An 18,908-nucleotide genomic window follows, 5' to 3' on the forward strand; every position below is an offset into this window, starting at 1 on the left:
CTCCCACATTTCGACCTGTGTACACATCACTTCTGTGGGAGCGAGTCTGCTCGCGATGAGGCCAGTACAGCCGCCACAAAAAACGCCAACCCTACAAAAACATCTCCCGACTCAACCCATGCCGCTGCATCTTTTCATTAAAGGTGCGACGCGGCAGCTGCAATTCCTCGAGCACGGCTTTCACATCGCCCTTGTGCCGCGTCAAGGCGGCGCGCAGGCATTGAGCTTCGAAGGCTTCCTGCTGGGCGGCGAGGGATTGGCCTGGCTCCGTGTCGAGGACGCGGGGTTGATCCAGTCCCAGCAGGTGACGCTCGGCGACGTTGGCCAGTTCACGCACATTGCCCGGCCAGTCGTGGCCGAGCAAATGGCTCAACTGCGCACCGCTCAAGGGCACGGCGGGGCGACCCAGGCGTTCGGCGGCGTTGTGGGTGAAATGATCGAACAACAAAGGAATGTCCTCGCGCCGTTCACGCAACGGCGGCAGGCGCAGCTCGGCGATGTTCAGGCGATAGGCCAGGTCTTCGCGAAAACGTCCGGCGCGGGCTTCGTCGAGCAGGTCGGGCTTGGTGGCGGCGATGATGCGCAGGTCCACATGGATGCTCTGGTTCGAGCCCAGGCGTTCGAGCTTCTGTTCCTGTAGCACCCGCAGCAACTTGACCTGTTGAGCCAGCGGCATGCTCTCGATTTCATCGAGAAACAGCGTGCCGCCGTCGGCGTATTCGAGCTTGCCGATGCGCTTGCCCTGGGCGCCAGTGAAGGCGCCGCTTTCATGGCCGAACAGTTCAGCCTCGAACAGCGGTTCGGGGATGGCCGCACAGTTCAATGCCACGAAGGGTTTGTCTGCCCTGGGACCGAAGTCGTGCAGGCAACGGGCGACCAGTTCCTTGCCGCTGCCGGTTTCGCCGCGGATCAACACGTTGACCGGCAGTGTCGCCAGGTCCAGCACCTGGCGACGCAGGTTTTGCAGCGCCCGTGAAACCCCAAGCAGTGTCCCATCGAGCTTGTCCTTGACGTCGGCCTGCTCGTGCAGACGACGGTTCTCCAATACCAGCGTGCGCTTGTCCAACGCCCGGCGCAGGCTGCCGAGCAGGGTTTCGGGCGTGAAGGGTTTCTCCAGGAAATCGTAGGCGCCGTCGCGCATGGCTTCCACGGCCATCGGCACGTCGCCGTGGCCGGTCAACAGGATCACCGGCAGGTCCGGGTCGCGTCGGCGCACTTCGGCCAGCAGCTCCAGGCCGCTGAGTCCGGGCATGCGCACATCGCTGACAATCACCCCCGGGAAATGTCCTGGCAATTGCTCCAGGCATTCTTCGGCGCGACTGAACAACTGCACTTCAAAACCCGACAGGCTCAACCATTGCTCCACGGCGCTGCGGATGCTGGCCTCGTCGTCGACGACGATGACCTTTTTCAATGTGCAAGGGTTAAGCATGCAACTGCGCCTCCTGATCGATCGGCAAGGTCACGCAGAACTGTGCGCCGTTTTCATGGTTGTCCGCCGTCAGTCGTCCACCCGATTCATGAATGATTGCAAAGGAAACCGCCAGGCCCAAGCCCAGGCCGTCGCCCACTGCCTTGGTGGTGAAGAACGGGTCGAATACCTGGCTCAGGTGTTCCTCGGCGATCCCGGTGCCGCTGTCACTGACCGTCAGGCGCCACAATTGCTCATCGGCTTCCAGGCGCACTTCCAGGCGTTTGAGCGGCTGGCCGGCCATGGCATCGAGCGCGTTGCGCAGCAGGTTGATCAGCACCTGTTCCAGACGGATTGCATCGCCACGCACCCACGCCGGGCGGGTCAGGTGCAGCGCCGTACTGACCTGTTCGTCCCGCAGGCGTGTGTCCAGCAGTTGCAGTGCCTGATCCACCACCACCGCCAGGTCGAGGCGTTCGCGCAGGCCGCTGGGGCTTTTGCGGGCGAAGGTTTTCAGGTGGCCGGTGAGGGCAGCCATGCGGGTCAGCATGTCGTCCAGGGGTTTGATGGCTTTGTAGGCATCATCGACCCGGCCATGGTCCAGCAACAGGCGCAGGGTTGCCAGTTGCATGCGCTGGGCCGTCAGCGGCTGGTTGATTTCATGGGCCAGGGCCGCCGACATCTGTCCCAGGGCTGCGAGTTTGGCCGATTGCACCAGTCCGTCCTGGGCGGTGCGCAAATCCCGGGTACGTTCTTCTACCAGCCGTTCGAGTTCTTCACGACTGCGCTGGCGCAGCTTTGCGAGGCGCCAGCGCTGGTTGAGAAACAGCAACAGAAACACCAGGGCCAGCCATAGCCCGGCGGCGGCGAGCCCGGCGTTGCGACGGTCTTCGAAGGGGATCTGCGGGCGGCGCAGCAAGTGCAGCGTCCAGCCTTCGGTGGTCAATGGCAGGGACTCCCACAGGTAATCCACGGCACCGTCGGGGGCCTTGACCCGGGCCAGATGACTGTTGTCGTCAAAGCGTCGCAGCGGCTCGACGGCCAAGGGTTGCAGCGGTTGCTTGTCGTATTGGCGAGTGGCCTTGAGCTCGGCGTGGTCGCTGTCGGTCAACGGCTGCAAGTGGCGATAACGCCAGCCCTCTCGGTTGGCGATGAAAATGATGCCTCGGGCATCGCTGACCAGCAGGGTGTCGCTGCCCTGCCGCCATTCGCGTTCCAGCTCAGGAAACTCCAGCTTCACGACCATCGCCCCCAGGAACTCACCGTTGTCGTCGGTCACTGCGCTGGACAGGAAGTAGCCCGGAATGCCACTGGTCACGCCCACCGCATAAAACCGTCCGGTGCCCTGGGTGCGGGTCTGGAGGAAATACGGCCGAAAGCCATAATTGTGTCCGACATAACTGCTGGGCAGGCGCCAGTTGCTGGCCGCGACGGCCAAGCCAGTATGGTCGAGCAATTCCAGTGTGGAAGACTTTGCGGCGCCGTTGATCTGTTCCAGTTTGCGATTCAGCGCGTCCTGTTGCGCGGTGCTGACCGGCCCCTTGAGGGCCGAGCGCAACTCGGGGTCCAGCGCCAGCACGGCGGGCAGGGCGCGGTAGCGTTCGATCAGGGTATGCAGGGAGTTGGCGTACAACGCCAGTTGCTGGTTCGCACGGCTGGCATCCTCTTCCAGTGCCTGGCGTTCGGCGTGCCGCACGGCGAGGGTGGCGGCAATGATGGCGCCGCTGAGGATCAGCAGGGTGTACAACGACAGACGCAAGGGACGAGGCATTGCCGGCATGTGACTGTTTCAAGGACTGGGCAGGGACAGGCACGATAGCATGCCGTCTGCCTACGGTGATGTGCCTCGCTCCGGCGTTATCGGAGCATGCTTTGTGTCTTCCTCAAGCGGCCGATGGTTGCTTCCATCTCCCTTCTCAGGCTTTGAGGCGTGTCGCCACTGGACTGGCCGATTACTTTGCTGAGCGGTCGGTAGGTATTGACTGCGTCAAGTTCCGCCTCGGCAAACAGCGTCTCGATGTGGGCCATTTGTGCGTTCAATATTTCCACCATGCCGTTGATGTGCGCATCTGCCCGAGCGATTTTCTCCTCGGTCAGTTCATGGCTTGCGGCGCCAATTTCATGAATGATCTCAATGGTTCCCAAAACAATGCTGGTCACGGCTCCTATTTCGCTAGAGGCCACGGTTCCTGTGGCTTTCAGCGCGATCTTGGTGCCAGTGCTGGTCACTTCCTTTCCCGCTTTCAGGACGTTTTTCTGGGTGGGCGCGCTGACGGCGTGGGCCAGATCCCGGGCTTTTGCCTTGGCATAGTGAAAGAGGTCAAGATTCTTGTATTCGCCTTTCTTGACGATTTTTTCAGGGTCCAGTTTCCGGCTCTTGAAGTTGACCGCTGCGCTCAGGCTCAATCGTTCCAGCGCATAATCCAGGCCAACGCTCACCGCTTTGCTGGTGACGAACCCCAGCGCGGCGCCCATGACGATGCCGGGTGGTCCCGCCACGCTGCCCAGCGCCGCGGCGCCGAAGCCTACCGCGAGTCCCGTTCCGTAGCTGACAACCTGTGCACCGACGTGACTACCCACACGTACCGCAGAGGCCTGGGCGTGCGCTGTTGCCGAGCGATGGCTGGCCAGTTGAGTTTGCGCTTCGCTGGCTCTGCGTGAAGTCAGCTTCATGATGTCCGTGAACTTTTTGATCTCCCTGTCCAGCCGGTTATAGTTTTTCCAGCGTTGCCAATAGGCTGCGCTCTGCGCTTTTCTAGCGTCTCTCTGCGCCGGGGTCTCTAGTATCAACCCTTGGTAGTCGGTCAACGTCATCGGGTTATTGCCGACAAATCCATACAGATTCAACCCATCCACATCCCCCGCCGGGTCCGCACTGACCCAGCGCTGCAACCACGGGGCGTAGTAACGCGCGCCGTAGTAATACAGCCCGCTGCTGTCCATTTCCTTGCCTGAATAACGAAGGGTCTTGTAGTCGACTTCAATTCTGGAACGAGCGGCGTGCCAGGCGGTGCCGCCAAAGGGGTAGTAGTGCTCGAGGCTGATCAAGGCGCCGTGACGGTCCAGCTCCAAGGTGCTGGAACCCAAATGATCGTCGAGGGTGTAGCGCAATTGGTCGGCTTCGATGTCGCTTGGCTGGCCGGCTTCCCAATGCAGGCAACGAACACTGCCATGGGCCAATGCACAGGTGACCACGTGCAGTTGTTCGCCGTGGCTGCTGGTGCGGATTTCAAGGCCTGGCAAATATCGCGTTTCGTGGCGAGTGCTGGCGGTGGTGTGGGTCTTGCTGACCCGTTCGCCCTGGCTGTAGAGGCAGGTTTCGTCATCGTTCAGCAACCCGTTGTCGCGTTTGAGCAACGTGACTTTAGTGAGCTGGTCGCGGGCGTCCCACACCAGCGACTGCGCGCCGCGTTGCAGGTAAAGCTGGTTGCCATGGGCATCGAACAGCGCGTCGAAATCCGGCTCCGGATCGCCTTCGGTCCACTGCACGCCTCGGTTGCTGTGAGGGTCGATGCGCAGTGTCCGGGTGTGATTGTTGCCGTCGCGAACATGGCGCAGTCGGGTCAGGTTGTGGCTGGTGTCGTAGTCATACAGCTGGGTGTAGTTGAAACGGTGGCCGGGGGCGATGGGGACGATCGGCTCGGGTAAGCCGGGATGCAGCTGAGGTGTCTCGCCCTCGAAACCGCTGGCGCTGATCAAACGGTAGAGCGAGTCGTAGGTGAAGTCGCGATGACCGTCTACGCGCTGGTTGGCAAAGTACAGGGGGGCGACGGTATGGTCTTCGATACGCAGCACATTACCCATGGGGTCATGGAAGTACGTCAGGTTCTGGAGCAGGGCTTGTCCGGGTTTTCCGGTCTTGAGGGTGCTCAGTTGATCGTTGGCCGGGTCATAGGTCCAGCGGCTGGTCAAGCCGTTGGCCGTATCCTGGCGCTCGATCTGGCCCGCGGCGTTGTAGCGGGCGTCCAGCAGAATGGGTTGTGGCGTGTCCTGGTCCCTGAGTTGCAGGTCCACCTGTTTGAGTTGCCCGCCGATGTCCAGCCGCAAGTAATGCCGGTGGCCGGCGGCGTCGGTCTGGCTCACGGGCGTGCCAAGGGCGTCGAGGGTCTGCTCGCAGATGTGGGGGATGGCATCGGCAAAACGGCGGACCTGGCGTAACGGTTCGCCCGTCAACCCGTAACTGTCCAGCTGCACCGTGCCGGAGGGATCGCTCTGCTCAAGCAATTGCCCGCGCAGGTTGTAATCGGCATCAGCCATGGCATCGGCGTAGATGAAGGTGTCGACCTCGGCCCGGCCGTTTTCCTCCAGGGCTATCGGGCGCAACTGAGGGTCATAAGTCACGCGCCAATGATGGGCGCGTTGATCCCAGCGCTGTCGGGATTCACCCGCCAGCCCCGGTAATGTCAGGCGCCATCCGGCATCGACGCTGTCGGTATGCAGCGGCTGACCGGTGAGGCTATGCAGCGTTGTCAGATTGGGTTTGGGCGCCTGACCGAAAAGGCGAGGGTCCCACTGCTCGACGAGGTGGCCGATGCTCTTGTGGTGCTGGCGCGATATCAGCGCGACGGCGGGGGTCGAGGCCTGGTTGCGCAAGTAAGTGGTTTGCCGCACAGGCAAGCCACGGCCGTCCACGGCAACGACGTCTGGAGTGCGCAAATGCACGGTACTCATGGGGCTCTGGCCTCCAGAGGGGTGTCAGTCTGAACCTTGATGCACGAGGAGCCGCGCTGCCTGGATCACGTGGTCATCCATTTCGGGCGGCCCTTGCCATGGCCGACAGGATGCGCATGCCAACTCGCCCACAAATTGTCCGTCGTGCCCATTTCCTTGTAAGCGGTGATTCCCTGCTGCGCGGCCTTGATGTTGGCCAGGGTGGCTTGGGTTCTTTTGCGCAAGGCGGCGCGACTGATCGGTGCCAGGGCTTCCTTGGACGTCATGAAGTTAACGTTGGGCAGCAGGTCTGCGGGGGAGATGACATCGGAGCCTAACGCATCGAAAGCATTTTCGGCCCAGGCAGCGCGTTGCTCCACAGCCGTTTTCCAGTCGGCGAGTAGCGTTTCGATTTTGCCGATCTTGACGGGGTCGAGGCGGTTTTTGATGTCTTCGCCCTCGATGGCCCGGGCGAACATATTGAGTGTGCCGCCGATGATCGGGATCCACGAACCCATCACCCGGTTCATCACAAAACTGGGGTTGAGGACTGAGTTGAGCGCCGGGTGGATCACCTCATCTTTCATCTGCCGCCAGTTCTTGATGTCTTTAACCGCACCCTCGATACCGAGTCTGCGATCGATCGCCTCAACGGATATTTTTGAGGTCTGCGGTATGAGCGCGCCCACCAACCCTGCGCTATGCACGAACGGATCGGCGATCTCGCCGGCCACATCGCCGCCGACGTTGCCACCGATCAGTCCTCCCGTGGTGGTGTAGGGCGTTGTGAAAGGGGCATCAGGCAGCACCAGATCGACCACCTCGCCACCCAGCACGCCTGTCTCATAGCCGAAGACGCCTTTGACCAGCTCTCCCCCCAGATTCCCCATCAGGCTTCTGAACACGCCTTTTTGCTGGATGATGTTGTGAAGTTGCCCGAGCAGTCGGCTGGACTCTCCACTGAGTTCGGAGAGAAAGCCTGAATAAAGCACGATCACGCTCTCGGCTTTTGCCTGCCCGTCCGTATCCACATAACGTAGCGGATTGTTGCCCACGAACGCATACCTGTTCAGCCCGTCCACATCCCCTGCCGGGTCGGCACTGACCCAACGCTGCAGCCACGGCGCGTAGTAACGTGCGCCGTAGTAATACAGCCCGCTGACGTCCATTTCCTTGCCCGAATAGCGCACGGTCTTGTAACTGACCTCTACGCCGGGACGGGCTATCAGCCACGCCGTGGCGCCGAACGGGTAATAGCCTTCGTGACTGATCAGTTGCGCATGCTGATCGAGCTCCATCATGTTTGAGCCTGAGTGGTCCTCCAGGCTGTAACGCAACTGATCGGTGTCGATATCTGCCGGCTTGCCCGTTACCCAATGCAAGCAGCGGACGTTGATCAAGCCCGCGTCGAGGATGATGATGTGCAGTTCTTCGCCATTGTCCCGGGTGCGGATTTCCAGACCCGGGAGATAGCGCACGTCCTGAAAATGGTCGCGCTTGGTGGTATGGGTTTCGTGACGTTTGTAGACCCGGGTCCCTTGGCTATAGCGGTAATGTTCTTGGTCATTGGCGGCGTTTTCGCGGTCGATCAGGGTGACCGTTTCCAGTTGATCCCGAGCGTTCCATTGCAGGTTTTGCCCTGGCTGCAATGCCAGGAGATTGCCATGGCGATCGAACAGTGTGTCGAACGACGGGGCAGGATCTCCAGGCTGGTATCGCACCCCTCGATTGCTGCCCGGGTCGATGAACATCTGCCGGGTGTAGCCGGCACCCTCACGCACATGGGTGAGCTTGGTCAGATTGCCGCCCTCATCGTACTCATAGGTTTGCAGGTAGTTGAGCCGGTTGTTGGGGTCGGTTGGCTGGGGCAGGCCAGGTATATCCGAGGGCGGGCCATCGTCGTAACCGCTGGCACTGGTCAACCGATAGAGCGAGTCGTAGCTGAAGGCACGATGGCCATCGACTCGTTGGTTGGCGAAATGGGTAGGCGTATAGGTATGGTCCAGAATGCGGGTGATGTTGCCCATCGGGTCGTGGACATATTCGAAGTCCACCAGTGCGGTGGCCGGGGCTTTTTGTGAACGTTGTCTGAGCAGGCGAGCGGTGGCCGGGTCATAGCTCCAGTGGCTGATGACGCTGTTGCCTGCGTGCTGTTCGATGATTTGCCCGGCGGCATTGTATTGGGCATCGTGCAACACCGTCTGCCAGTCGGTTTGCCCCTTGAGTCGCAACTGCACCTGCTTGAGCTGCCCGGCCAGATCGTAGCGCGACTGTTGCTGGTGTTCACCGGCATCGGTCTGCTCAAGCACAGCCCCCGAAGGCCCGAAGAGACGACGGCTGGTAAACGCCTTGCTGTCGTGAAAAATACGCGTCTCACAGAGCGGCAGGCCGACCAGGCTATAACTGTCCAGAAGCAACGTACCCGAGGGGTCGACCTGCTCGAGCAACCGACCGCGAAGGTTGTGATCGGCATCGGCCGTGGCATCGGCGTAGATGAAGGTATCGACTGCGACCTGACTGTTTTCCTCCAGAGCCACCGGACGCAGTTGGGGGTCATAGGCAATACGCCAATGACTGCCGCGTTCATCCCAGCGTTGCAAGGTTTCACCCGCCAGGCCCGTTAATGCCAGGCGCCATCCGCCATCGACGCTGCGGGTACGCAGCGGCTGACCGGTGAGGTTGTAGTCGTTGCGCAGGTTGGCCGTGTCCGTACCGTAGAAACGTGGGTCCCATCGGGCGATAAGGCGCCCGGCGACGTCATACGCCTGGGCCGTGACCAGAGTTTGGGTGTCGTCGTTCGGCGATCGGCGCCAGTAGTCCACTCGCCTGACCGAGCCTGCTCGTGCGTCAAGTACCGACAGGACCGGTGTACCGCCATGAGTTAGCCTGCTCACTCGTCAGCTTCCCGGGTCCGTGTCGTTGTAGTCGTGGTCGCACAAGTACCAGGGATGATGCACATGCCAGGCTTCATAGCCCTTGGCATTGATGACCTTGACCAGGCGTCCTGGTGGATCGTAGAACTGCTGGTCGTGGTAGCCGTGCAGACGCAGCGAGGCGTCGTTGATGTAGCGCCAGGCGTCGGCGAAATACGGCCGATAGACCCGCGTGACCAGACCCTTGTTGTTGTACTCGACCCGTTCGCTGACGCGCCAGCGCGGGTCGGCCAGGTGCTGCAACGGTTGCCCGTTCTGTAGCTCCAGCGAGCCGTCCTCGGCCACGGCATAGGCCTCCCCGGGTTCGACCCGCTGCTTGGTTTGCAAGGTGCGGCCGAATCCGTCGATGGCGCTGAGGGTGATGCGGACCTGTTGCAATGGATCGTCCGGGTAGCGATCGGCGCTCAGCACGACGCTGTGAACCGGCTCCCGGGCCGTGGCCTGGATCAGCGTCCACAACTGTTCTTCGGCGGCGCTGCGTTCGGCCAGCCGCGCCAGGTGAATGCGTGCCCTGGCGCGGACATGGCCGCTGGGCATCAAGTAGCGGGCGCTGATCCACTCGTTGCGCTGCGCAAGGGAGACTTGGGCGAGGTCAAGCGCGCCCATCCAGCTGAACTCGTCGGTGCGCACGGCACTGGCGATTCTGCCCAGGGTGGCTTCGGGGTGTTCGATGGCATAAGCCGGTGTCAGGTCGTCGGGCAGCTCGTAGGTGTCGATGGCATCGAAGCCTGCCGGCAGGCCATTTTCGCTGCCGAAAAACGTAATGCCCAAAGGCACGCCGTCGGGGCCATACAGCGCTTGCTGCACGTTGTCGTTGGCGTCGATGATGCTCTGCGGCAACAGCGAGTGATAGTCGTATTCGATCTGGGTCGTACAGCCGTCCGGCAGGGTAATGGCGGTGGTCATCAGGTGATAGGCATCGTACGTCAGGGTCGTAACACCATGACTCTGGGTTTCTTGCAGGGCGTTGATCTGGAAGAAGCCATCAAGCGAGTGGTAGGTGGCAAAACCGCTCTTTTTCGACCAGAGGTTTTCGGCGGTGTCTTCGTCCGGATCTTCAGGCAGAAACAGCGGCATGGGCTCAAAGCCGATTTCTTCCAGTTGCCCGCGGATGTCGAACGGCGGTGGCACGGCGTCGTAGGCGTCCAGTGCCTGCTTGTCGAACTCGGCCGTCTCCAGCGGGCCGAGCAACGCCTGGAAGGCAATATCGCCTTGGTCGTCACGCAGGTAGTTCTGTTCCTCAAGCGCAACCAATTGCCGTGCGGCTTGCCATTGCGGGGAGTCGTGATGTGCGAGGAAGGTTTCATAGCTGATCTGGCGAGGGTTGAGGCCTTGCGGCAGTTCGCCCTTGGGGCGATGCAAAGCGTTGGCTCGACTGCGCCAGGGCAGGCCCAGGCGCTGACGCCACCCGGTTTCGTCGAACAGGTGCAGGTGCTCGGCCCGGCTCTCGACAAGGTGGAACACCTGCTGCTGCTCATCATGGGCATCGAGCCACCAGGTGTTCTCGTCTTCATCGTCGAAGGGAGGCGGATCGAGCGGCGTAAGGCGTCGGGCGTAATGGACGATGAAGCCGTGAACAAGCTGGCCGTAGAGATTCCATTTCAGATTGATGCCGTGCTGGCTTTGCGGGTCATTGGTAAAACCGTCGTATTGATGGCTGAGCGCCTCCAGTTCCAGTACCAGCAGGCTTTTGTGATGGGGATGGTGCTGGCGCAGCAGATAGCGTTGTTGCGTCACGGTGTAGGGCCGGGCCGTATCGTCCGATTCGGCGGGATGGATTTCTGTGCGTAACACCTGGCCGCCCAAGGCATAAGCCATATCCCGGGCGGTCTCAGGGTCGGGCACGATAATCTCGTCGGCCTCGTCGCCTTCATGAAAACAGCTCAACAGCGCCGGGCCAAGCGGCACGGCGTCATCGTCGCCGTCGAAACAGTCCTTCAGAGGCTGGTTGACGGTTCGGCCGGTGTGGAACCAGGTCTTGACCAGTACCGGCGCGGTAAAGCCGCTTTGCACTTCAGCGTCGGGCAACTCGCTGTCCACCTGGTACAACCGAGCGAAGCCCCGGAACTCACGGTGATAGCCGTCGTAGTCGCCCTCGAAATAGGTGAAGCGCTGGGTCAGGCAATTGCCGGTGATTTCATCCAGCTGTTGCTGACGTGCCAACAACGGCAGGGCCATGGGCAGATAACAGTCCAATTGCTCGCCCTGCGCCCGGCGCTGTTGTTTTTCATCCAGCCAGTATTGCGCACTGCTGCGATAGGTCAGGGTGGTGCTGCAGCCCATGTTGTTATGGGTGGCGTTGAGCAGATAGGGCCGCGCCGCGACGAAGTCATAACGCCAATGCCTGGGCTTCATATCGGGGGACATGTGAGGCACGCTCAGAATCAGACTGGCGCAACCCAGCCCCTGCAGATCGGCCAGGCTGACCTGGCACAGATTGTCGTACCGCACGCCCACCGGCCATGGCACCTTGACGGGTGTTTGCTCAAGGCCGTTGCCGCCGTGGTTGAGGTAAATATCGAAACAGTCGCTGTTAAGGTAGATCAGCGCGGGCGCTCCAGCTCCGTCCAGATCGGCGATCCGCACCCGGTCAGCGTCGAATTGGCCGTAGCTGAAGGGCAGGGCGCTCATGACAAAACCTTCGCCGAAACGCCCGTGACCCAGGTTCGGCCAGCACTTGATTTCATCGAAGCGAATCCGGCACAGCTCGGTGCTGTCGCTGCCCAGCAAATTGCCGAACAACACCAGTTCGCTGCGCGAGTCGCTGAACAATGGCAGGGGGCTGTCCGGTTCATGGGGCACATTCACCCCCGGTGCGAACCCCTGCTCGCGGAGATTGGGGTACAACCGAACGCTTTTGGGCCCGACCATGGCCAGTGAGCGTAAACCGTCGCCGGTCAAATCGCCCAGTTGCGCGGCGGGGTGCAGGAACTCCGTCGGAAAACGATCAAACGGGGTGAAGGTCGACCAGCTACGGTCCGGGTTGAGGGTATGGAAGCCGCTCATGCCGGGTTGGGCAATGACCCAATTGAGGCGGCCGCTGCCGGTCAGGTCAGTCAGCACCTGCATCACGGCCGGGTTTTGGCTGGCGACCGGGATACTGTCCAGGCGAGACCACGGGCCATAACCGATGGCATCGTCATCGGGCCCGGCGCGCTCAGGCTCGCGGTAGTACCAGGCATCGGTGTAACGGCACAGAAACCCCGGCAGACCTTCGCCATACAGGTCCACGCATTGGTAATGCCGGTTGCCTTCGAGGGCGGGCATTGTCTCCAGATCGAAGAATTTTTCGGGTGTCAGGTTGAGGTCGAAATCGGTGTACTGCAATTCCACCGGAGGGCTGTAATCGACACCGCCTTCAGCGTCCCAGTCCTGATAGTGGGCGGCTGTCAGCAGGCTGTAACCTAGCGCAGTGGCGGTGTATTCCAGCACCAGCCGCCGGACCAGGGCAGGTTCAGTATCGGCCGCGGCAGGGAAGTGGTGGAACATCAACACCTGATGACACAAACGCCGCGTGCCGACCTCAAAACCGTATCGATAGGTGTGAAACGGGTCGCTGCGTAGCAGCCAGGGCGCCTCTTCGGGGGCTTGCCAGGAAGGTTGTTGCGCAAGATCGAGGGTGCGTTGCCCGTAGTCGAACAGCAGGTGCAAGTGCCAGTTGCGCTGCGCCGGGTCGGGCTCTTCAAAGCAGTACAGGGTGTCGCTGGCGCTGGCGTTGCCATAGCACACCCGCCGCAGGTAGCGCTGGGCGCGGTAGTCGTGGGGGCCATCCAGCGCGCCGGGGTCGGCCTGGTACTCATAATAGATGTGCTCGCCTGCCGGGCTGACTTCTTCGAGCAACAACCATTCGGCGATGCGTGGTGGTTTTGGGGGATCGGGCTCGGGTTCGGCTTCAGGTTCGGCAATGCGCGACGCTTCGGTTTTACCGTAGCAATACACATGGCCGTTGCTGCCCTGGACACGCCAGAAGGGTGCCTGGCCGTCGGTGGGTGTCCACAGCTCATAAATATCGAAGCTGCTTTCAGTCCTGGGGTAATAACGCACCACCGAGCACGTTGCACTGCCGGGGCCCGCCAGGGGGCGAATGAGCGGTTCGGCGTTGAATTCGGGCCAGCGGTCAACCCCATCGGCGTCGACCATGACATCCTCATCAGCGTAGTGCGGCACACCTCTGCTGGTTTTGCGCGTGATGCTGGCGATGGAAAGCTGCATGCCGATGCCGAAGATGCCGTTGCCGCCCTGGCTGCTGTAATTCAAGGTCAGCGCCGGCGTCAGGTGGCGGGCGGCGGACAGGGGTAACGGCAGTTCAAAAGAACTTGCCCCTCGCGTACCGACAGGGCCGAGGCTGTTACCGAGGGTGGCGATAGAAGCACTGCCGGCGATGGTCGGGGTCACGATCTGGAGGGGCGCTTGTTCTGCCATCGGGATCATCTCTGTTAGCCGACGCCAGGGCGAATACCCGGCATGACTTCAGGATGCCAAGAGATGGTCCTTGGGTAACCTGTCAGATCTGACAGGTAGGCGGGCATGCCGATGAACGGCTCTACTCACGCCCGGCGGGGAGCATTGTGTGGGAGGCTTGGCTGAACATAGGTCGGGGTCCACTGAAGATCCAGTGTGGGAGCAAAGCTTGCTCGCGATGACTGAGGCACATCCAACATGGATGCAAGCTGACCCACCGCTATCGCGAGCAGGCTCGCTCCCACAGGTTTTCTGCTGATAAAAAAAGGCCGGTGAGTTTGTCGCCCACCGGCCTTTTTTACGGCGTCAACGTGCGTGTTACTGTACTTCTACCGCCAGGCTGTCGCTGATTTTCTTCTGCCAGATCGCCGGGCCGGTGATGTGTACCGACTCGCCTTTGCTATCGACCGCAACGGTCACGGGCATGTCCTTGACCTCGAACTCGTAGATCGCTTCCATCCCCAGTTCGGCGAACGCCAGAACCTTGGACTTTTTGATCGCCTGAGCCACCAGGTAAGCGGCGCCGCCGACGGCCATCAGGTAGACCGCCTTGTTGTCCCTGATCGCTTCGATAGCGGTCGGGCCGCGTTCGGACTTGCCGATCATACCCAGCAGGCCGGTCTGCTCGAGGATCTGGCGGGTGAACTTGTCCATCCGCGTGGCGGTGGTCGGGCCGGCTGGGCCTACCACTTCGTCGCCTACCGGGTCGACCGGGCCGACGTAGTAGATGAAGCGGCCCTTGAGGTCCACCGGCAAGGTTTCACCCTTGTTCAGCATCTCGACCATGCGCTTGTGCGCCGCGTCGCGACCGGTGAGCATCTTGCCGTTGAGCAGGACGGTTTCGCCCGGCTTCCAGCTCTGCACGTCTTCAGGCGTCAGGGTGTCGAGGTTCACGCGGCGCGCCGACGGACCGGCTTCCCAGACGATTTCCGGGTAAGCGTCCAACGGTGGTGCCTCCAGCGACGCCGGGCCGGTGCCGTCCAGCACGAAGTGGGCGTGGCGGGTGGCGGCGCAGTTGGGGATCATGCACACCGGCAAGGACGCGGCGTGGGTCGGGTAGTCCATGATCTTCACGTCGAGCACGGTGGTCAGGCCACCCAGGCCCTGGGCGCCGATGCCCAGTTGGTTGACCTTCTCGAACAGCTCCAGGCGCATCTCTTCGATGCGGTTCTGCGGGCCACGGGCCTTGAGTTCGTGAATGTCGATGGACTCCATCAACACTTCCTTGGCCATGACGGCGGCTTTTTCCGCAGTGCCGCCGATGCCGATACCCAGCATGCCCGGTGGGCACCAGCCGGCGCCCATGGTCGGTACGGTTTTCAATACCCAGTCGACGATGGAGTCGGATGGGTTGAGCATGGCCATCTTGGACTTGTTCTCGGAGCCGCCGCCCTTGGCTGCCACGTCCACTTCCACGGTGTTACCCGGGACGATGGAGTAGTGGATCACCGCGGGGGTGTTGTCCTTGGTGTTTTTACGCGCACCTGCCGGGTCGGCGAGGATCGACGCACGCAGGACGTTTTCCGGCAGGTTGTAGGCGCGACGCACGCCCTCGTTGATCATGTCGTCCAGGCTCATGGTCGCGCCATCCCAACGCACGTCCATGCCCACGCGTACGAACACGGTCACGATGCCGGTGTCCTGGCAGATCGGCCGATGGCCGGTGGCGCACATGCGCGAGTTGATCAGGATCTGCGCCATGGAGTCACGGGCCGCCGGCGATTCTTCGCGCAGGTAGGCCTCGTGCATCGCCTGGATGAAATCCACGGGGTGGTAGTAGGAAATGAACTGCAGGGCGTCGGCAACGCTCTGAATCAGGTCATCTTGCTTGATCACGGTCATGAGTCGCGCTCCTCTCTAAAGACGGGAACATTCTATAGGGCAGCTTCAAGCCGTAAGCTTCGAGCGGCAAGCTGAAGCAGTATGCGTACTGCTCTGAACTTGCGCTCGAAGCTTGCAGCTTGAAGCTGACCTTCAGGTCAAGGCACGCCGGGCATGCTGGCGCGACACTAAAAAGGCGCGGCAGTATATCGCAGGCGAGCACCCTGTGGGAGCGAGCTGCCTTTGTGGCGAGGGGATTTATCCCCGCTGGGCTGCGCAGCAGCCCTGAAAGTCAGTCACCTGGGTGTGTCAGGTTGTTTGCCTTCAGTCATTTTGGGGCTGCTTCGCAGCCCAACGGGGATAAATCCCCTCACCACAAGGGGACCAGCCAACCTCGAACAACTGCGTCAATTTGGGCCATTGCTTTGACGCCATTTTTCTGCTCCAGAATTGAATGGTCATTTGCCCTGCACGCCACTAAAGTGGCGTCTGGCCTGTAGCGTAGGACGCCTCCTGTCAGTTCCTTTCCCATGGTGAGTCAACGATTGACCCATAACGCCATTCAACGTCTTTTGCTGAAACGCTTCGCCTTGGCGGCCGCGACTTACGCGCTGGCACTGGTGTTGTTGTGGTTGGCATATTTCAGTGGTCATTACCTCGATTCGTTGCGCGATGTCATCATCGGCAGCGTGTTGGTGGTGTTGTGCCAGGCAGGGCTGTTCGCGCTGTTTATCACCGACCGCAATCTGCGGTTCGCCGACCCCAGTCTTACTGAAATACAGGTACTGATCGGCTTGGGCTGGCAGACCTGGATGATGGCGCATCTGGACCAGGCTCGGGGCGTGTTCCTGGTGTTCTATGTGCTGATCCTGCTGTTCGGGCTGTTCCACTTGTCCCGTCGGGCTTTCGTGCGCTGCGCGATGCTGGTGTTTTTCAGTTTCACCGCCATTACCCTCTGGGACGGTTACTTCTTCAGGCTTCCTGACCCCACGCTGGCCGCGTTACAGGTGTGCGTGCTATTTATCGTGCTGGTGTGGCTGGTGCTCTATGCCAGTTACGTACAGAACTCGCGCCAACGCATGCGTCAGCGGCGGTTTGCCTTGCAGGCACATCAGGACACCCTGCGCGGCATGATGCGTCAGCTCGAAGATCTGGTGGCCACGGATGAACTGACCGGCTTATTCAACCGCCGGCACTTCCTGCGCCTGGCGTCCCGTGAGCTCAACACACTCCGGCCCAATGTTGCGCATGGCCTGGCCCTGATCGACCTCGACCATTTCAAACGCATCAATGACCTGCACGGCCACGCCGCCGGTGATCAGGTGCTTCAGGCGTTCGCCAGCATCGCCACGGCCTGCCTGCGCGAAGGTGATGTGCTGGCCCGTTACGGTGGCGAAGAGTTCGTCATGCTGCTGCCGGCCTGCGACCCCTCGCGGCTGACGGCCTGTTGCGAGCGGCTGCGCCTGGCATTTACTGAAGTCGAGTTGATCGGCTTGCAGATCGGCTCCCTCAGCCTGTCGGTGGGCATGACGATGCTGGAGACCGGCGACGACCTGGACAACGCATTGCAGCGCGCCGACCAGGCCTTGTACCGTGCCAAGCGAGACGGCCGCAATCAGTGCGCCGCTGCCTGGGAGAATGTCGATGCCTGAAGTAAAAGTCGCCGACCGGCAGTGGACGGTGGCGGCGGGCAGCAATCTGTTGGACACGTTGAATCAGGGCGGCGTGGCCGTGCCCTACAGTTGTCGCGCCGGCAGCTGCCATGCGTGTCTGGTGCAGTGCGTGAACGGTGACGTGCGCGACAGTCGGCCCGACGCCTTGAGCCCCGCGCAGCGCGAGCAAGGCTGGCGGCTGGCGTGTCAGTGCCAGGTGATCGAGGATGTGCAGATCCACACCTTTGACCCGCAATGCGACGGCCGTGCCGCCCAGGTGACCGCCGCGGATTGGCTGAGCCCCGACGTGCTGCGCTTGCGCATTATTCCTGAGCGGGCGCTGCGTTATCGGGCGGGCCAGCACCTGGTGTTGTGGGCCGGCGATGTCGCCCGGCCGTATTCCCTGGCGAGCCTGCCCGAAGAAGACCGCTTCCTGGAGTTTCACCTCGATTGCCGCGAGCCCGGCCAGTTCATCAATGCGGCGCGACAGATGAAAGTGGGCGACCCGATTTTTCTCGGTGAATTGCGCGGCGGCGCCCTGCATTACGATCCCGAGTGGCACGATAAGCCGCTGTGGCTACTGGCGGCCGGCACCGGCCTGGCACCGTTGTTCGGTCTTTTGCGCTCAGCCCTGCATCAGCATCACCAAGGCACGATTCGTCTTATTCACGTAGCCCATGATGCCGCCGGGCACTATCTGGCCAAACCCCTGGCAGCGCTGGCGGCCAAGCATCAACACCTCACCGTGGAGCTGCTGACCACGGCCGAGGCGCCGTCTGCGTTGGCGCAACTGCGGCTTGTTTCCCGGCAAACCCAGGCCTTACTCTGCGGCCATCCCGACCGGGTCGAGGCCTTTGCCAAGCGCCTCTACCTGGCTGGCCTGCCGCGTAATCAACTGCTGGCCGATGTCTTCCTGACCCGTGGTTGAGCGCTGATCTTCAGACGCGAGACCGACCATGACCGATACCCTGCTGCTTGAGCGCGAACGCGGCCTGTTGACCCTGCGCCTCAATCGCCCGGAAAAGAAAAACGCCCTGACCCGGGCCATGTACAGCCAATTGGCCCAAGCCCTGGCGATGGCTGACGCCGACCCGCAGATCAGTGCGGTGCTGATCTGCGGGTCTCATGATTGCTTCACCGCCGGCAACGATATTGTCGACTTTCTCGAACAGCCGCCGGCCGATCTCGACAACCCGGTATTCGAATTCATGCTCAGCCTGCTCGACTGTCGTAAACCGGTAATCGCCGCCGTGGCCGGGCCGGCTGTGGGCATCGGCACCACGTTGCTGTTGCATTGCGACCTGATCTACGTCAGCCGGGACGCGCGGCTGCGAACGCCGTTCGTCAGCCTGGGATTGTGCCCGGAATTCGGCTCCAGCCTGATTCTGCCGAGGCTGCTCGGCCAGGCCAGGGCTGCGCAGTTGCTGCTGTTGGGCGAGGGCTTGAGCGGCGAACAGGCGGCAGCCTGGGGCATCGCCACCGAGGCGCTGGACAGTGGCGAGGCGGCGTTGGCCAAGGCGCGGGACGTGGCACTGCGCTTCGAATCGCTGCCGGCTGAAGCGGTGCGCATCAGCAAACAACTGATGAAGGCGCCGGATCGGGAACAACTGCGCGCCGTGATCGAAGAGGAGGGCAGGCTATTCACCCAGCGACTGCGCTCGCCAGAGGCGGTGGCGGCGCTGTCGGGGTTTATCAACAGGCATTAGTTTTGTAGCGCATGGGCTGGCCTCATCGCGAGCAAGCTCGCTCCCACATTGGGTTTGTGTTGAACACATTATTCATGAACACCACAGATCCCCTGTGGGAGCGAGCTTGCTCGCGAAGGCGTCGGCCCATTCAACATGAGTGCAAGCTGACCCACCGCTTTCGCGAGCAGGCTCGCTCCCACATTGGGTTTGTGTTGAACACATTAGCCATGAACACCACCGATCCCCTGTGGGAGCGAGCCTGCTCGCGAAGGCGTCGGCACATTCAACGTTG

Annotated in this window: 9 protein-coding genes; 3 read left to right on the top strand and 6 right to left on the bottom strand. The window is 61.6% G+C overall.

The window, feature by feature from the left end:
• Nucleotides 1-91 precede the first annotated feature (91 nt).
• The 6 genes from PSEUDOMOFG3G_RS03785 to PSEUDOMOFG3G_RS03810 form a co-directional block, all read right to left on the bottom strand.
• A complete protein-coding gene (locus PSEUDOMOFG3G_RS03785) occupies nucleotides 92-1,432 on the bottom strand; it encodes a sigma-54 dependent transcriptional regulator (protein ID WP_139049253.1) in 1,341 nt (446 codons plus the stop codon).
• Nucleotides 1,425-3,191, bottom strand: a complete 1,767-nt coding sequence (locus PSEUDOMOFG3G_RS03790; RefSeq protein ID WP_139049254.1) for an ATP-binding protein — start codon at nucleotides 3,189-3,191, stop codon at nucleotides 1,425-1,427. Before PSEUDOMOFG3G_RS03790 ends, PSEUDOMOFG3G_RS03785 begins: the two co-directional genes overlap by 8 nt.
• 77 nt (nucleotides 3,192-3,268) lie before the next feature.
• Nucleotides 3,269-6,082, bottom strand: coding sequence for an RHS repeat-associated core domain-containing protein (locus PSEUDOMOFG3G_RS03795; RefSeq protein WP_139049255.1), 2,814 nt, complete (start codon nucleotides 6,080-6,082; stop codon nucleotides 3,269-3,271).
• A gap of 65 nt (nucleotides 6,083-6,147) precedes the next feature.
• Nucleotides 6,148-8,955, bottom strand: a complete 2,808-nt coding sequence (locus PSEUDOMOFG3G_RS03800) for an RHS repeat domain-containing protein (protein WP_139049256.1) — start codon at nucleotides 8,953-8,955, stop codon at nucleotides 6,148-6,150.
• A 3-nt stretch (nucleotides 8,956-8,958) separates the two neighbouring features.
• Nucleotides 8,959-13,416, bottom strand: a complete 4,458-nt coding sequence (locus PSEUDOMOFG3G_RS03805) for a SpvB/TcaC N-terminal domain-containing protein (RefSeq protein ID WP_139049257.1) — start codon at nucleotides 13,414-13,416, stop codon at nucleotides 8,959-8,961.
• Nucleotides 13,417-13,773: 357 nt separating this feature from the next.
• Entirely contained in the window at nucleotides 13,774-15,297 is a 1,524-nt protein-coding gene (locus tag PSEUDOMOFG3G_RS03810) for a fumarate hydratase (RefSeq protein ID WP_047227110.1), read from the bottom strand.
• A 524-nt stretch (nucleotides 15,298-15,821) separates the two neighbouring features.
• On the opposite strand from PSEUDOMOFG3G_RS03810, the gene PSEUDOMOFG3G_RS03815 reads away from it, so the two are divergent.
• From PSEUDOMOFG3G_RS03815 to PSEUDOMOFG3G_RS03825, 3 genes are read left to right on the top strand one after another with little or no spacing between them, the layout of a single operon-like run.
• Nucleotides 15,822-16,928, top strand: coding sequence for a diguanylate cyclase (locus tag PSEUDOMOFG3G_RS03815; RefSeq protein ID WP_047227128.1), 1,107 nt, complete (start codon nucleotides 15,822-15,824; stop codon nucleotides 16,926-16,928).
• Nucleotides 16,921-17,856, top strand: a complete 936-nt coding sequence (locus PSEUDOMOFG3G_RS03820; RefSeq protein ID WP_139049258.1) for an iron-sulfur-binding ferredoxin reductase — start codon at nucleotides 16,921-16,923, stop codon at nucleotides 17,854-17,856. Before PSEUDOMOFG3G_RS03815 ends, PSEUDOMOFG3G_RS03820 begins: the two co-directional genes overlap by 8 nt.
• 28 nt (nucleotides 17,857-17,884) lie before the next feature.
• Entirely contained in the window at nucleotides 17,885-18,634 is a 750-nt protein-coding gene (locus PSEUDOMOFG3G_RS03825) for an enoyl-CoA hydratase-related protein (protein ID WP_139049259.1), read from the top strand.
• The last annotated feature ends 274 nt before the right edge of the window (nucleotides 18,635-18,908 follow it).

The sequence above is a fragment of the Pseudomonas sp. FG-3G genome (assembly GCF_901007645.1).
GTDB classification, from domain to species: domain Bacteria; phylum Pseudomonadota; class Gammaproteobacteria; order Pseudomonadales; family Pseudomonadaceae; genus Aquipseudomonas; species Aquipseudomonas rhizophila.

Coding starts and splice junctions, on each gene's coding strand:
- PSEUDOMOFG3G_RS03785 (WP_139049253.1), bottom strand. CDS start 1,432: ATGCTTAACCCTTGCACATTGAAAAAGGTCATCGTCGTCGACGACGAG.
- PSEUDOMOFG3G_RS03790 (WP_139049254.1), bottom strand. CDS start 3,191: ATGCCGGCAATGCCTCGTCCCTTGCGTCTGTCGTTGTACACCCTGCTG.
- PSEUDOMOFG3G_RS03795 (WP_139049255.1), bottom strand. CDS start 6,082: ATGAGTACCGTGCATTTGCGCACTCCAGACGTCGTTGCCGTGGACGGC.
- PSEUDOMOFG3G_RS03805 (WP_139049257.1), bottom strand. CDS start 13,416: ATGGCAGAACAAGCGCCCCTCCAGATCGTGACCCCGACCATCGCCGGC.
- PSEUDOMOFG3G_RS03810 (WP_047227110.1), bottom strand. CDS start 15,297: ATGACCGTGATCAAGCAAGATGACCTGATTCAGAGCGTTGCCGACGCC.
- PSEUDOMOFG3G_RS03820 (WP_139049258.1), top strand. CDS start 16,921: ATGCCTGAAGTAAAAGTCGCCGACCGGCAGTGGACGGTGGCGGCGGGC.
- PSEUDOMOFG3G_RS03825 (WP_139049259.1), top strand. CDS start 17,885: ATGACCGATACCCTGCTGCTTGAGCGCGAACGCGGCCTGTTGACCCTG.